Source organism: Dorea sp. AF36-15AT (genome assembly GCF_003477705.1).
GTDB lineage: Bacteria > Bacillota > Clostridia > Lachnospirales > Lachnospiraceae > Claveliimonas > Claveliimonas ammoniilytica.
In genome coordinates, this window is record NZ_QUDV01000001.1 from 172,913 (window position 1) to 188,999 (window position 16,087).

The 16,087-nt window shown below is 43.9% G+C and carries 16 protein-coding genes; all 16 read left to right on the plus strand.

The window, feature by feature from the left end:
• The 16 genes from DWZ93_RS00725 to DWZ93_RS00800 all read left to right on the plus strand — a co-directional run bounded on the left by DWZ93_RS00725 (position 1) and on the right by DWZ93_RS00800 (position 16,087).
• Positions 1–1,002: a hypothetical protein gene (locus DWZ93_RS00725; protein WP_118451696.1), complete on the plus strand. Its 1,002-nt coding sequence runs from the start codon at positions 1–3 to the stop codon at positions 1,000–1,002.
• 101 nt (positions 1,003–1,103) lie between these two features.
• Positions 1,104–2,423: an LCP family protein gene (locus DWZ93_RS00730; RefSeq protein WP_118451697.1), complete on the plus strand. Its 1,320-nt coding sequence runs from the start codon at positions 1,104–1,106 to the stop codon at positions 2,421–2,423.
• A 37-nt stretch (positions 2,424–2,460) separates the two neighbouring features.
• Positions 2,461–4,020 carry a cohesin domain-containing protein gene (locus DWZ93_RS00735; RefSeq protein WP_118451698.1) on the plus strand — a complete coding sequence of 520 codons (1,560 nt, stop codon included), beginning with the start codon at positions 2,461–2,463 and terminating at the stop codon, positions 4,018–4,020.
• A 92-nt stretch (positions 4,021–4,112) separates the two neighbouring features.
• Entirely contained in the window at positions 4,113–5,939 is a 1,827-nt protein-coding gene (glmS, locus tag DWZ93_RS00740) for a glutamine--fructose-6-phosphate transaminase (isomerizing) (RefSeq protein WP_118451699.1), read from the plus strand.
• An 8-nt stretch (positions 5,940–5,947) separates the two neighbouring features.
• Complete coding sequence (glf, locus tag DWZ93_RS00745; RefSeq protein ID WP_118451700.1) at positions 5,948–7,045, plus strand: UDP-galactopyranose mutase; 1,098 nt, start codon at positions 5,948–5,950, stop codon at positions 7,043–7,045.
• Positions 7,046–7,153: 108 nt separating this feature from the next.
• The gene (locus DWZ93_RS00750; protein WP_118451701.1) at positions 7,154–8,479 is read left to right on the plus strand and encodes a S1C family serine protease; all 1,326 of its coding nucleotides are present in this window, start codon (positions 7,154–7,156) and stop codon (positions 8,477–8,479) included.
• A 22-nt stretch (positions 8,480–8,501) separates the two neighbouring features.
• Entirely contained in the window at positions 8,502–9,737 is a 1,236-nt protein-coding gene (gene glyA / locus DWZ93_RS00755; protein WP_118451702.1) for a serine hydroxymethyltransferase, read from the plus strand.
• Positions 9,738–9,868: 131 nt separating this feature from the next.
• A complete protein-coding gene (locus DWZ93_RS15120; RefSeq protein ID WP_330421694.1) occupies positions 9,869–10,201 on the plus strand; it encodes a spore coat associated protein CotJA in 333 nt (110 codons plus the stop codon).
• Positions 10,198–10,470 carry a spore coat protein CotJB gene (locus tag DWZ93_RS00765; protein ID WP_118383281.1) on the plus strand — a complete coding sequence of 91 codons (273 nt, stop codon included), beginning with the start codon at positions 10,198–10,200 and terminating at the stop codon, positions 10,468–10,470. The genes DWZ93_RS15120 and DWZ93_RS00765 overlap by 4 nt, the downstream gene beginning before the upstream one ends.
• A gap of 3 nt (positions 10,471–10,473) precedes the next feature.
• Positions 10,474–11,094 (plus strand): manganese catalase family protein, encoded by a 621-nt coding sequence (locus DWZ93_RS00770; protein WP_118451703.1) that lies wholly within the window; start codon positions 10,474–10,476, stop codon positions 11,092–11,094.
• A 222-nt stretch (positions 11,095–11,316) separates the two neighbouring features.
• Positions 11,317–12,534 (plus strand): putative peptidoglycan glycosyltransferase FtsW, encoded by a 1,218-nt coding sequence (locus DWZ93_RS00775; RefSeq protein ID WP_330421695.1) that lies wholly within the window; start codon positions 11,317–11,319, stop codon positions 12,532–12,534.
• 115 nt (positions 12,535–12,649) lie between these two features.
• The gene (locus tag DWZ93_RS00780; RefSeq protein ID WP_118451704.1) at positions 12,650–13,489 is read left to right on the plus strand and encodes a DegV family protein; all 840 of its coding nucleotides are present in this window, start codon (positions 12,650–12,652) and stop codon (positions 13,487–13,489) included.
• 100 nt (positions 13,490–13,589) lie between these two features.
• Entirely contained in the window at positions 13,590–13,838 is a 249-nt protein-coding gene (locus DWZ93_RS00785; protein WP_118383298.1) for a hypothetical protein, read from the plus strand.
• Between the two features lie 291 nt (positions 13,839–14,129).
• On the plus strand, positions 14,130–14,573 hold the full coding sequence (gene mraZ / locus DWZ93_RS00790) for a division/cell wall cluster transcriptional repressor MraZ (protein ID WP_118451705.1): 444 nt from the start codon (positions 14,130–14,132) through the stop codon (positions 14,571–14,573).
• 11 nt (positions 14,574–14,584) lie between these two features.
• Positions 14,585–15,520: a 16S rRNA (cytosine(1402)-N(4))-methyltransferase RsmH gene (gene rsmH / locus DWZ93_RS00795; RefSeq protein WP_118451706.1), complete on the plus strand. Its 936-nt coding sequence runs from the start codon at positions 14,585–14,587 to the stop codon at positions 15,518–15,520.
• Between the two features lie 30 nt (positions 15,521–15,550).
• On the plus strand, positions 15,551–16,087 hold the full coding sequence (locus DWZ93_RS00800; protein ID WP_243061044.1) for a hypothetical protein: 537 nt from the start codon (positions 15,551–15,553) through the stop codon (positions 16,085–16,087).

Below are 16,087 nucleotides of genomic sequence, written 5' to 3' on the forward strand. Positions count from 1 at the left end.
ATGAAGAGAGTACTGTTGATTGCTCCGGTATTTTTTGGATATTATAAGGATATGATACTGGAGGCAGAAGAACTGGGATATCATGTGGATTATCTGTGCGATGCACCGAGCAATTCTAACATATCCAAAGCACTTGGCAGGATTAATAAAAAGCTGATCAGTGGATCAGCGAAAAGATATTACAAAGAAAAAGCACTGCCTCTGGTTGAAAAAGAGCAATATGACAAGGTCCTTTTAGTAGCCGGCATGACTTGTGCATTCACTTCAGATATGTTTTGTGAGATGCGGAGATTACAAAGACAGGCAGAATTTATTTTGTACCAGTGGGATTCAGAAGTGAATCTCCCATATTGTAAGAGTATACATCCATATTTTGACAGGATCTATACATTTGAAAAGGCAGATGCAGAACGGAATTCGATCTATCGGTTTATGCCGACGTTTTACACAAGAATTTATGAAAAAATCGGAAAAAAAGAGCGGTCGGTGCCAAGGTATGACTGTTTCTATGTAGGAACCGCACATCCTAAGAAATATCTGGAAATCAACCGGATGGCGGAAGATTTGAAACCGGAACTGCCAAGGCAGTTTATATATCATTACATTCCGTCGGTTTTGAAATACGTATATCATAAAGTGACGGCAAAGGAATACCGGCATGCGAGATATCGAGATTTTCAGAAAGTTAAGCTGTCTGGTGCGGACATTGTGAAGGGGATGGAGGTATCCACCTGCATTCTGGATGCTCCGCAGGGAGGTCAGACAGGCCTTACACTCAGGTGTTTTGAATGTATGGGAGCGAAGCGAAAATTGATTACGACGAATGTCGATATTGTGAATTATGATTTTTACAGAAAGAGTAACATTCTGGTATACCCGGGAACAGAAGAAGAGAGAAAAGCCTTTTTTGAAAATCCCTATGAGGATCTTCCGGAAGAATTGTACAGAAAATACAGCATGAACAGCTGGATGAAACGGTTGTTATCAGGCGAGGAATCTTAAAAACTACCGGAAAATCATTGAAATTTTACTGTAAATGGGGTAATATGTAAGGCGAGTTGTTACGCTTGTTAACAAATTGTTACAAAAGAAAGGATGTTACGATGGCGAGAAGATCACACAGACGGAGAAAACATGGCTTTGCTTCCTGGTCAATTGGGAAGAAGTTGGGTGTGATTCTTGGTGGTACATTTGCAGCAGTTGCAGCGACGGGTGTTGTACTTGTAGCCAGTAAGATGACGAAGATAGAGACAACGGAACTTGATACAGATAAGTTGAATATAGCGGAGACCAGTGAAGAACAGGAGACTGGCTATCTGAACGTTGCACTGTTTGGCCTGGATTCCAGAGAAGGGGATCTTGGCAAGGGCAATCGAAGTGATACGATGATGATTGCCAGCCTGAACAAGGCGACCGGAGAGGTGAAACTGGTTTCAGTATACCGAGATACGTTACTGGAACTGGATGATGGCAGCTATAATAAGGCGAATGCAGCCTATGCGTTTGGCGGACCGGAAGGTGCCATTTCAATGATCAACCGCAGTATGGATATGGATATTTCCAAGTATGTTGCAGTGAATTTTAATGCACTTGTTGATGTGATTGATGCATTAGGTGGTCTTGATATTACACTGACAGATGCGGAAGTAGTGCATATGAATAACTATTGTGTAGAGACATCTAAAGTTACGGGTGCGGATTACACAAAGATTGAACCGGAAGTTGCAGGTACTTATCATTTGAATGGAGTGCAGGCAGTGTCTTACAGTCGTATTCGATATACAGGAGGAGGCGATTTTGAACGTACCTCCAGACAACGTCATGTACTGGAATTGATTGCTGAGAAAGCGCAGAGTGCAAGCTTCAGTACCTTGAATAAGATTATTGACAAAGTATTTCCACAGGTATCTACGAATTTCACGATTGCAGAGATGATCGCATATGCTAAGAATATTGCAAAGTATAAACTGGGGGACAGCATGGGATTCCCGGATAATAACTCATTCGATATGTTGGATGTTGTAGGTAGTGTGGTAATTCCAGAGACGCTGACTTCGAATGTGGAGGATGTACATAAGTTCCTTTTCGGGGATGATGGTTATACCATTTCTTCGAATATTACAGATATGGAAGCTGGCATTCGAGAGAAATGCACACATAAGGCAACCAGTGATTCTGTGATTGAGAGTGATGATGATTACGGATCTGGTTCCGGAACATCCAATGATTATAGTAATTCTGGAAGTTCGAATAGTAACTATAACAACAGTTATAATAATAACTATAATAATAGTTATAATAATTCGGGCAGTTCAAGTGGTACAGGCAGCGGATCAGGAACAGGCGATTCAGGCGGCGGAAGTGATTACGGAGACTACGGCGGAGGATCTGACGGAGATTATTCTGGGGAAGACTATGATTAATAAGTCGTGTGAGATACGGGAAAGGATAAAGTAAGTTATGAAGAAACTGAAAAAATTAGCTGCACTGATGCTTTGTACAGCTATGACATTTATGATGTGTGGTATAGTATCATCGGCAGCCAGTGGCCAGCTGAGATTTTCTGATCCGTCTACAACAGTAGGTGCAACGGTTGAGATTACTGCAAAGCTGAGTGCGGATGAAAGTCTGAGCAAAGCCAGTGCAACACTGACATATGATACAACAGCATTAAAGTTTATCAGTGGAGAGCATGCGTCAGCATCTAATGGACAGATTGAACTGGAAGGATCTGGAAGCGGCAATACAGAGATGAGCTGGACATTGAAGTTTCAGGCATTATCTGAGGGGACTACGACAGTAAATATTTCCAAAGTAACAGCCAGTGCGTCTTCGGGAGACGATGTGACAGTTGTAGAGGGTAGCTCGACCGTTACGATCGGAGAAGGGGATCCGTCTCTGATCACAGATGATGAAGAGACTACAGAGTCATCTGGTAATGGTGGGGATATTGAGATTGACGGACAGACTTATTCTGTTGTTACAGATATTCCGGAGGTATTGATTCCAGATGGATTTGTAACGGCTGATATGCCTTATAATGGTAATACTTATGCGGCGACTAAGCAGGAAAGTGGTAAGATGTATGCCATTTATCTGAAGGATGCCAATGAGGAAGAAGATTTCTGGCTGTATGATCCGGATAAAGATAAGTTTTCTCCATTTGAGCAGGTAAGTATTTCCAGCAATCGTTACATCGTTCTGTTATCGGAGGATAAGACCAAAGATCTGCCGGATACATTGCAGAAGACGACGATGACGGTAGAAGGAAAAGAGTTCCCTGCATGGCAGAATACGGACGCCAGTTCTTATTATGTGGTATATGCAGTGAACAGTGATGGAGAAGAAGGTTTCTACCAGTATGATACGGTAGATGAGACCTATCAGAGATACACACCGGAGACGAAAGATAAAGAAGAAGACACAACAAAGCTTGGTGGACTTCTGAATAAACTGCGCGCAAATCTGGATAGGGTAATTCTGGTCGCATGGGGAATCTTCCTTGTGATGCTGATTATCCTGATTATTCTTGCAATCAAGCTGCGTCATCGCAATCTGGAACTTGATGATCTGTACGAAGAATATGATATTGATGATGAGCCGGAACCGGTAAAAGAGAGCAAGAAAGAGAAAAAGGCAAGAAAGAAAGCGGAAAAAGAAGCAAAGAAGTCCAAGAAATCTAAAAATAAGTCGGAAGATGATTTCTATGATTTTGATGACGAAGATGATGAATATGATCTGGATGACGATTATGAAGATGAGATGTATGAGGACGAGGATGACTATGATGAATACGATGAGTATGAAGAGGAGCCATTCAAAGAATACAATCCTTCCGATTATGAGGATGACAGTGATATCGATGATCTGGATGAAATTCTGAATGCACGTGTGCGCGTGAAGAAGAGTGCGCCACGAAGAACTGTACAGGCTTCGGCAAGACCGAAAAGTAATCAGAGAAGAGTAGGTCACTCAGAAGCAGATGATACATTCAAAATGGATCTGATCGATCTTGATTAAAACATCAAAGGAGGATGCGGAATATTGTATCCTCCTTTTGTGTATATAATGAAGCAACAGGGAGTATAAAACTTGAAAGGAGAACATTCATTATGTGTGGAATTGTAGGTTATGTAGGAGAGAGTCAGGCAGCGCCAATCCTGCTTGAGGGACTGGAGAAGCTGGAGTACAGAGGATATGACTCTGCCGGTATTGCAGTTTATGACGGAAAGAAAATCAATATGAAAAAAGCAATGGGACGGCTGAAAGTGCTGAATGAACTGACTCATGGAGGCGAGTTGCTTCCGGGTAAGCTTGGAATCGGTCATACCCGTTGGGCAACGCATGGCGCACCGTCTGATATCAACGCTCATCCGCATTTTAATAAAGATCAGAGTATCGTGGTGGTACACAATGGTATTATTGAGAACTATCTGAAATTAAAACATCGTCTGGAAAGCAAAGGATATGAGTTTGTATCAGAGACAGATACAGAGGTTATTGCACATCTTCTGGATTATTATTACGACAGAGATCCGCTGGAGGCAATCACGAAGGTTATGCACCGTATGGAAGGATCTTATGCACTTGGAATTATCTTCGCAGATCACCCGGAAGAGATGTATGCAGTACGTAAGGACAGCCCGCTGATCGTTGGACACACCAAAGATGGAAGTATCATCGCATCGGATGTACCGGCAGTGTTGAAATATACCAGAGATGTTGTATTTATTCAGAATGAAGAGATTGTAAAGCTGACAGAGGATAAGCTGGAGTTCTACAATATTGATGAAGAAGTGATTGAAAAAGAGACCACTCACATTGACTGGGACGTGAATGCAGCTGAGAAGGGCGGATACGAGCATTTCATGCTGAAGGAGATGTATGAACAGCCGAAGGCTATTCTGGATACATTTTCACCAAGAATCAAAGGCAATGAAGTCGTTATTGATGAACTTGGAATGAGTGATGATGAGATTCGTGCAGTTAAGAAGATTATGATCGTTGCCTGCGGTTCTGCTTATCATGCAGGTGTGACTGGCAAGTATATTTTTGAAGGACTGACCAGAATTCCAGTGGAAGTGGATACTGCTTCTGAATTCCGTTACCGTGATCCGATTATTGAAGACGGAACGTTACTGATTGTGATCAGCCAGTCCGGTGAGACAGCAGATTCACTGGCTGCAATCCGTGAGGCACATGCTAAGGGTGGTAAAGTGCTTGGTATTGTCAATGTAGTAGGAAGCTCTATTGCCAGAGAGGCAGATAATGTTATGTATACATGGGCAGGTCCGGAGATTGCAGTGGCAACTACCAAGGCATATAGCTGTCAGCTGATCGCAGAGTATCTGCTTGCAATGAAGTTTGCTCATGTAAGAGGAAAGATCAGTGACGCAGAACTTGCTGATATGATCGAGGATATGAAAGAACTGCCGGCACAGGTGGAGATGCTGCTGAATAATAAGAAGAATGTCCAGAAATTCGCTAACCGCTATCTGGCTGCAAAGGATATCTTCTATATCGGTCGTGGAATCGATTATGCGATCGCAATGGAAGGTTCTTTGAAGATGAAAGAGATTTCTTATGTACATTCTGATGCTTATGCAGCAGGAGAGTTGAAGCATGGTACGATTTCTCTGGTTGAGGACGGTACATTGGTAACGGCCATCCTGACACAGGAGAATCTATACAAGAAAATGATCAGTAACATGGAAGAGGTTAAGACCCGTGGAGCCTTTGTTATGGCAGTGACTAATGTGGATAATACAGAGGTTGAGAGAAATGCGGATTATGTAATGTACATTCCGAAGACGAATAAGTACTTTACCAATACACTTGCGATCATTCCGCTGCAGCTCTTCGGTTACTATGTAGCAGTTGGAAAAGGTTGTGACGTGGATAAGCCGAGAAATCTGGCGAAGTCTGTTACAGTAGAGTAGGAGTTACTATGCATTATGATTATCTGATCGTGGGCGCAGGACTGTTTGGTGCAGTGTTTGCCCACGAGGCTACCGAACGCAGCAAAAAATGTCTGGTCATTGACAGACGAGATCATATCGGAGGAAATATTTATACAGAGGAAGTGGAAGAAATTCAGGTACACCGCTATGGCGCACATATTTTCCACACTTCCAATAAGCAGATCTGGGACTATGTGAATCAGTTTGCTGAATTTAATAACTATATTAATTCACCGGTGGCAGTGTATAAGAATGAACTGTATAATCTTCCGTTCAATATGAACACGTTCAGTAAGATGTGGAACATCCGTACACCGCAGGAGGCGAAGGATATTATTGCTGCGCAGATTGCGGATCTGAATATTACAGATCCGTCCAATCTGGAAGAACAGGCACTTTCACTGGTTGGAAAAGATGTTTATGAGAAGCTCGTAAAGGGATATACTGAGAAACAGTGGGGCAGAGACTGCAAGGAACTGCCGGCATTTATCATCCGCAGACTTCCGCTTCGATTTACTTATGATAATAATTATTTTAATGATCGTTATCAGGGAATCCCGATCGGAGGCTATACTGCGATCGTGGAGAAGCTTCTGGAAGGTTCAGATGTGCGAACAGGTGTGGACTTCCTGAAAAATCGGGATGAATACGAAGCACTGGCTGATAAAATCATTTACACAGGTATGATTGACGAGTATTATGATTATAAACTGGGCGCGTTGGAATACCGCAGTGTGCGTTTTGAAACAGAGACACTGGACTGTGAGAACTATCAGGGCAATGCAGTTGTGAATTATACAGAGCGCGAGGTACCGTATACTAGAATTATTGAGCATAAGCACTTTGAATTTGGTAAGCAGAAGAAAACAGTTATTTCCAGAGAGTATTCTTCCGAGTGGGAAGTGGGAGATGAACCGTATTATCCGGTAAATGATGAGAAAAACGGAGCATTATATGCCCGTTATCAGGAACTGGCAGCGCAGGAAGACAAGGTAATCTTCGGTGGACGACTGGGCGCATATCGGTATTATGATATGGATAAGGTGATAGAGGCTGCGTTAGAACTGGTTTTCAACATTTTTTGATGATTTGGTCACACTTTCAACACAATTTACGACTAGACTAACAGATATAGAAAAGATAAGGTATCCGTGGTCTGACAGTGGATTACGGTTGAGGAAGGAGACTTAGATATGGATAACCAGTATAATTATTATGATCCGAATAAAGAGGATAAGAACAATATATTTGATGAACAGCCGCAGGGAATGAATGGCGGGCAGACGGGAATGAATGGTCAGCTGCCAAAGAAGCATCACAAGTGTCCAAGATGGGCGAAGCTGGCAGGATCGGCAGTTGCCTTTGGTGTGATCGCAAGTTGCACCTTTATGGGAGTGAATGCGGTGGCAGGTAAGTATTTCGGTACGAATACCACACAACAGACATCCGGCAACAAGAGTACAACGTCCAAGAACTCTGACAGTACATCCACATTGAAGCTGAGCCAGTCATCCAGTACGGTGACTTCAGATGTGTCTGATATTGTAAATAATGCAATGCCATCAGTAGTAGCTATCACGAATATGAGTGTACAGGAAGTACAGAGTTACTTTGGAGGCACACAGCAGCAGGAGAGCACAAGCTGTGGCTCTGGTATTATTATTGGTAAGAATGACAGTGAGCTGCTGATCGTTACCAATAATCATGTGGTGGAAGGTGCTGAGACGTTGACCGTATCCTTTGCAAATGAAACTTCAGTAGAAGCAAGTATCAAGGGTACAGATCCCAGCAAGGATCTGGCAGTTGTTGCAGTTCCATTGGATTCCATCGATGATGATACCATGAATGCAATTTCAATCATCACATTAGGTGATTCCGATAAGCTGCAGGTGGGTGAGCCGGTAATCGCAATCGGTAATGCTCTTGGTTATGGACAGTCAGTTACAACCGGTATCGTATCTGCACTGGACAGAAATCTTGACATGGAAGGTTTTGACAGCAAACTGATCCAGACAGATGCAGCAATCAACCCTGGTAACAGTGGTGGTGCACTTCTGAATGCCAACGGTGAGCTGGTCGGTATCAATACAGCAAAGGTAAATGCCAATGCAGTCGAGGGAATGGGTTATGCAATTCCTATTTCGGATGCTACATCTGTTATTGAGAATCTGATGAACCGCGAAACGCGTACGAAAGTGGACGAAAGCGAGCAGGGATTCCTTGGTATCGAAGGATATGACGTTACTTCTGAAAAAGCAGAGATGTACTCAATCCCGACCGGTGTATTTGTAAGATCCGTAGAGGATGGAAGCGCAGCAGATAAAGCTGGTATTACAGCAGAGTGTATTATTACCAAATTTGACGGAATTACTATTGACAGCATGTCCACATTGCAGTCACAGATGCAGTATTTCAAAGCTGGTGACAAAGTGGAAGTAGTCATTGAAGTTCCGAATAAGAACGGTACAAAATACGAGGAGAAGACGGTAACGGTCACTCTTGGTGAACGTTCCAAATAAAACTAAACAAAGGAGAGAAAGCATGTATTCATTTGACGAGGTAAGAGAGGTTGACAATGAGATTGCAGAAGCGATCGAGAGCGAGATGAGCAGACAGAATTCACACATTGAACTGATTGCTTCTGAGAACTGGGTGAGCAAGGCTGTTATGGCAGCAATGGGAAGCCCGTTGACCAACAAGTATGCAGAAGGGTATCCGGGAAAGCGTTATTATGGTGGATGCCAGTGCGTTGATGTAGTGGAAAATCTGGCGATTGAACGTGCAAAGGAGCTGTTTGGCTGTGATTATGCCAATGTACAGCCACATTCCGGAGCACAGGCTAATCTGGCGGTATTTTTCGCAATGCTGGAGCCGGGAGACAAAGTCCTGAGTATGAATCTGGATCAGGGTGGACATCTGAGCCACGGTTCACCGGTGAATATTTCCGGTAAATATTTTGACATCGTATCTTACGGAGTCAATGATGAAGGCTTTATCGATTATGATAAGGTGCGGGAGATCGCACTGGCTGAGAAGCCGAAGATGATCATTGCAGGAGCAAGCGCTTATGCGAGAACAATTGATTTCAAGAAATTCCGTGAGATTGCTGATGAGGTGGGAGCATATCTGATGGCAGATATTGCACACATTGCAGGTCTGGTAGCCACAGGACTGCATCCAAGTCCGATCCCGTACGCTGATGTCGTAACAACTACAACACACAAGACACTGCGCGGTCCAAGAGGCGGTATGATCCTGTGCAATGAAGAAGCTGCTAAGAAGTTCAACTTCAATAAAGCAGTATTCCCTGGTATTCAGGGAGGTCCACTTGAGCATGTGATTGCTGCAAAAGCGGTATGCTTTAAAGAAGCACTTCAGCCGGAATTTAAGACTTATCAGGAGCAGATTTTGAAGAATGCAAAAGCACTCAGCAAAGGTCTGATGGACAGAGGCGTGAAGATTGTATCCGGTGGTACAGATAACCATCTGATGTTGGTAGACCTGAGAGGCCTGGAGCTTACCGGTAAAGAGCTGGAGAAGCTTCTGGACGAGGCGCATATTACATGTAACAAGAACACCGTTCCAAATGATCCGAGATCACCATTTGTAACCAGTGGTGTGCGTCTGGGAACACCGGCAGTAACATCCAGAGGAATGGTAGAAGAAGATATGGATAAGATTGCAGAGGCAATTGCTCTGGTTGTGAAAGAGCCGGAGAAGATTGGAATGGCAAGATCCATCGTAAAAGAACTTACAGAAAAATATCCATTAGTATAATGATGATACTGACAACAGGTCTGGCGTGTGCCAGGCCTGTTGTTTTAGATATAACAGAGACTTTCATTCACCTTTCATTCGAGTTTTCCATAGTATGATACTGTAAATATTCTGAAAGGAGTAAATGAAAAATGCCGAATTACCGTTATCATACACCGGAATCAAACAGGCGTGGTTACTGTGGATGTTCATCCAGCATGAACGGATGTAATCAACAGCAGTCAAATGTCCGCCCCCAGCGGGAATCCTGCGAAGTCCATTACTGCGATTGCGATACTGCCGGAGAAATGTCCTGTGCAGTAAAGGGTCGCTACGATACTCTGGGCGATATGGCAGTTGCCATGGCTTATGTCCCTTGGCAGATGTGGCGAAATGTCTTGGATGTAGAGAAAGGTCTCTGCTGTGGAACTATTTTCGAAGACTTAAACAAACCATTCTGTGGAACAGGAGGTGTCCGTAGATGAATGACAATAAGCCTTGCAGACAGGAGTTGATGAATCGAATCAATGCCGCCAGTTTCGCTGTAGACGATGTAAAGTTATTTCTGGATACCCATCCCTGCGACAAGGATGCCATGGAATATTTTGAAAAATATCAGGAAATGCGCAAATGTGCTCTGCACGAATATGCCAAATACTACAGTCCGCTCACCATCGATACTGTGCGCACAGACTCCTGTGAAAACTGGAGTTGGATCGATGAACCGTGGCCATGGCAGGAAGGGGGATGCTAGTATATGTGGAATTATGAGAAACGACTGCAATATCCGGTAAAAATCAGCCAGACTAATCCACAGATGGCACAAGTGATTATCAGTCAGTTTGGTGGACCTGACGGCGAGCTTAGTGCATCTATGCGTTATCTGTCACAGAGATATACCATGCCATATAAAGAAGTAACAGGAATACTCACAGATATTGGAACGGAAGAACTTGCCCATATGGAAATGATCTGCGCCATTGTCTATCAGCTCACCCGTAACCTTACAGTCGAACAGTTAAAGGAATCCGGATTTGACAAATACTATGTGGATCACACACTTGCTCTGTGGCCACAGTCAGCCGGAGGTATACCATGGAGTGCCACAACTTTCCAGTCCAAAGGTGATCCAATTACCGATCTGCACGAGGATATGGCAGCCGAACAGAAAGCTCGCACGACCTATGACAATATCCTCCGTTTGGTAAAGGATCCGGAAGTTGCTGATCCGATCCGATTCCTTCGGGAACGTGAAATTGTGCATTACCAGAGATTCGGTGAAAGTCTGCGGATCGTACAGGATCGTCTTGACAGCAAGAATTTCTACGCATTCAATCCGGAATTCGATAACAGACGCTCTGGAAAATGCTGTGACTAAACAATCCGTAGGCATCATAGTTGGGGGCTTTTGCCCCCAACATCTTTTTATATTAAAATAGGGGGGAATCGGCATACTGATTTCCCCTAAAATATTGCTTGATAACAATTAAAACGTGAATGAAACGGTTGTATTTGGGGTTTGATATCGTTATAATATGGAGTTAGTATAGCGTGAGTCTGTGCTTGCAGGACACGTATGGATAGGAGAGTGTAGATATTTATGGGAGAAATCAGACATATGTCCGAAGCCAGGAGAAGAAAGAAACGGACGTCTGCCAGACCTGCACCTGCAAAAAAGAGAAGACCTGCGGTGAGGTATTTTGATTACAGTATGTTGGCAGTTTTGGTGTTTCTGGTATGCTTTGGACTGATTATGCTGTACAGCAGCAGTTCATATAGTGCTCTGGTAAAATATAATGACAGTATGTATTTTCTGAAAAGACAGGTGCTTTTCTGTGGCATGGGATTTTTCGCAATGTATTGGATCTCGCAGATTGATTATCATATTTATGCGAAATATGCAGAAAAGCTTTACTGGTTTTCGATTGCCCTGTTATTTCTTGTGAGACTGACACCTCTTGGAAAAGAGGTAAATGGTGCGAAGCGTTGGATTCGTCTGCCGATGAACCAGCAGCTTCAGCCGGCAGAGATTGTGAAGCTGGCAGTGATTCTTTTAATTCCGATTATTTTGTGTCAGCTTGGAAACCGGGCGCATAAAAAAGACGGAATTGTAAAAGTGATCATCTGGGGCTTTGGAGCAGCCGCGGGTGTGTATTTTCTGACCAGTAATTTGAGTTCTGCGATAATCGTAGCAGGGATTACGGTGTGTCTTTTGTTTGTAGTCCATCCGAAGACAAAGCCGTTTATGGTGCTTGCGGGTGGTGGACTTACAGCAGCGATAATTGCTGTAGCAGTGTTGAACCGTATGATTCAGGATGCCGGTTCCAGTGGAAGCTTCCGTTTGCGTCGTGTGCTGGTATGGCTACAGCCGGAACAGTATGCGTCAGGCTCCGGTTATCAGACACTGCAGGGATTGTATGCGATCGGTTCTGGCGGATTTTTCGGGAAGGGACTTGGTAACAGCGCACAGAAGATGATCATTCCAGAGGTACAGAACGATATGATCCTTTCGGTTATCTGTGAAGAATTAGGAGTGTGTGGTGTGATTATTATATTGGTGCTTTTTGGACTGTTATTGTACCGGTTGATGTTTATTGCACAGAATGCACCGGATATGTACGGAGCATTGGTTGCCAGTGGCATTTTCGCCCATATTGCGATCCAGGTGATTTTGAATATAGCGGTTGTGACCAACACAATACCAAATACGGGTGTTACACTTCCGTTTATCAGCTACGGAGGTACGTCGATTTTGTTCCTGATGGCAGAAATGGGAATTGCGCTCAGTATATCGAGACAGATACGTGTGGAAGAATAGTGCAAAAACACTCTTTTCAATCCCTGTATAATGTGCTATTATATATTAAGTGGTTTTTGATACTACATATAATAGAAGCGAATGACGAACATCGACGCTTGCGGGAGGAAATGAAATGAGTTATAAGATTATCGTTGATAGTTGTGGAGAATTATCCCCGGAGATGAAGGCTTCCGGATATTTCGCAACAGCATCTTTGTCGATTGATGTGGACGATTATCATGTGATAGATGATGAGACATTTAATCAGAAAGAATTTTTGGAGAAAGTGGCGGCCAGTCCCAATTGCCCGAAGTCTTCCTGTCCGTCTCCGGATACTTATATGGAGAAGTACCACTGTGATGCAGATCATGTGTATGCAGTGACGTTGTCGGCAGAATTGAGTGGCTCATACAATAGTGCAGTGTTGGGAGTGGAGTTATACAAGGAAGAGTATGGCGAGAAGAAGATCCATGTATTTAATTCCAAGTCAGCATCTATCGGAGAGACTTTGATCGCAATGAAGATCGCAGAGTGTGAAGATAAAGGAATGACATTTGGAGAGGTTATTGACACGGTAGAGACGTATATTGAGGATCAACATACGTACTTTTTATTGGAATCGCTTGAGGCGCTTCGTAAGAACGGTCGCCTGACCGGATTGAAAGCGATGGTAGCTACAGCACTCAGTATCAAGCCTGTTATGGGCGCTACGCCAGAGGGAACAATCTGTCAGTTGGGACAGGCACGAGGTATGAAGAAAGCCCTGGTGAAGATGGCAGATGAGATTGCTGCTCATGAGGAGCATGCAGAGGATAAGATCCTTGCGATCAGCCATTGTAACTGCCCGGCGAGAGCTGAAGAGTTGAAGAAGCTGCTGTTGGCCCGCCTGCAGCCGAAGAATGTGATTATTTTGGATACAGCCGGAATCAGCAGCCTGTATGCATCAGATGGCGGTGTGATCGCAGTTATTTAACATTGTTCTGTCGATGATTCTATGATATACTATAGAAAGTAGTTGTCAGATGGGAAGTGTGTGACAGCAGCCAGATCAGAAGTATAAGGAGTACATGGATATGAGTCAGGCAAAGGTTGATCAGTATAAAAAGGATAAAATGAATCGTAAGAAGAATATGCAGAAGGACAAAGCGAAGCGTGCATTTCGTCGTATCGCAGTCGGGGTTGTCAGCCTTGTGCTGGTAGGATGGCTCGGATATTCTGTATATAATGTGTACGATTCTAATAAGCCACAGCAGACAGCAGAGATTGATTACAGTGCGATCACGAATTATCAGCAGAGTCTGGTTACAACAGATGGTGAATAATAAGTGGCAGATAAGCCCAATAATTTCATAAAAGTGTAACAAAGTGGAGGATTCCCTGTGAATCAGATGAAATAATCTGATTTGCAGGGATTTTTTTGTGTGAGTAAGCGAGTTGTAAATAGGGATTTTTCAAAAATGGGGGTTGAAATGACCTAAAATATGGGTTACAATGGTTTCAAGTGGTAGAAAGTGGTGAAAAGTGGTATAAAGTGGTTCGAAAGTGGAAGAGAATCCTTTGTACGTTTCAGGAAGGCTGCTGGGGAGCGGCCGAATGAAAGAGGGTGAGTTCCAATGACGTTGAAAGGAGAATACAGTCATAACATCGATCCGAAGGGTCGATTGATCATTCCAGCTAAGCTGCGTGACGGATTAGGGGAGCATTTCGTCATCACAAAAGGAATGGAAAACTGCCTGTACGTCTACCCGGAAGCTGAATGGAACGCCTTTGAAGAAAAACTTAACGCCTTACCAACCACCACAGATAAAAATGCCCGCAAGTTTGCATACTTCTTTCAGGGGTCTGCAACTGACGGCGAACTTGACAAACAAGGAAGAACACTGATCCCTGCGGTCTTAAGAGATTATGCGATGCTCAGCAAAGAGGTTGTATTTATCGGTATGGGGAAGCGTGCCGAGATATGGGACAAGGCCAGATGGGATGCGAAGAATGCTGAAGTGGAAGCTGATATTGAGGATATCGCATCTGAGATGGAAGCAAGCGGATTCAGTATCTAGGGGAGAAAGATATGGAATTCAAACATGTATCAGTATTATTGCAGGAAACGGTTGACGGATTGAACGTTAAACCGGATGGCATCTATGTGGATGGCACACTGGGCGGTGGAGGACACAGCTATGAAGTGTGCACCAGATTGGGTGCGAAGGGGAGTATTATAGGAATAGACCAGGATGAGGCGGCAATCGAAGCTGCGAGCATCCGATTAAAGGACTTCGGGGAGAAAGTCACAATAGTCCGAAGCAACTACTGTGATATGAAGTCCAGGCTTCATGAATTGGGAATTGACAAGGTCGATGGGATCATGCTGGATCTGGGCGTATCATCTTATCAGTTAGATACGGCAGATCGGGGATTCTCCTATCGCGAAGATGCACCTCTGGATATGCGGATGGATCAAAGGTCAGAGATGACAGCCAGAGACATCGTCAATGACTACAGTGAGATGGATCTCTATCGCGTGATCCGCGATTACGGGGAGGACAAGTTCGCAAAGAATATTGCCAGACATATCGTCCGGGAACGCGCGAAGAGACCTATCGAAACGACTGGAGAACTGACAGAGGTAATCCGCCATGCAATCCCAATGAAATTTCAAAAGAAAACAGGTCATCCGGCCAAACGGACGTTTCAGGCAATCCGTATTGAGCTGAACAGAGAATTGGATGTACTCAGGGATTCTCTGGATGACATGATCGATATGTTGAATCCGGGAGGAAGGTTATGTATTATTACCTTCCATTCTTTGGAAGACCGGATCGTGAAGAGTGCATTTAAGAAAAATGAAAATCCATGTACCTGTCCGAGTGATTTTCCGGTATGCGTATGTGGTAAAGTCTCAAAAGGACGAGTAATTACCAGAAAGCCAATTCTTCCAAGCGAGGAAGAAATGGAGGTTAACAGCAGATCCAAGAGTGCCAAGCTCAGGATCTTTGAACGGAGTTAAATGATTAATTAGTAGAAAGGGGAGAGGGGTATGGCAGCAAGAACATCTGCAAGAAGACGAGTTCAGAATCAGCGGGTATCTGGTTCGGCAGGAATGTATGTATATGGCAATGCTGTTCCGAAGCCAGCCTACGAACCGCAGCGCAGAACTGCAGAGCCGGCGAGACGTCAGCATGTAAGTCATCAGGTGAAGCAGAATCGCAAGAAAGCCATGGGGATTAACAAAGCTTACGTGGTGTTTCTTTCGGTTGCAGCAATTTTAATGCTGGTAGTCTGTGTGCAGTATGTACAGTTACGTGCAGAGCTTACAAACCGCTCCAAGAATATTACAGCACTTCAGGAGGAACTTGCGAATCTGAATGAAGCGAATACGACAAAGTACAATGCAGTGATGGATTCCGTGAATCTGGAAGAGGTTCGTGAGAAAGCCATGGATGATCTGGGAATGGTATATGCCAATGAGAACCAGGTGGTAGAATACGATAATCCCGATGGAGATTATATCAAGCAGTATGAGCAGATTCCGGATGAAGGAGTTGTTGCCAGTTCTGCAAAAACGAATGAATAA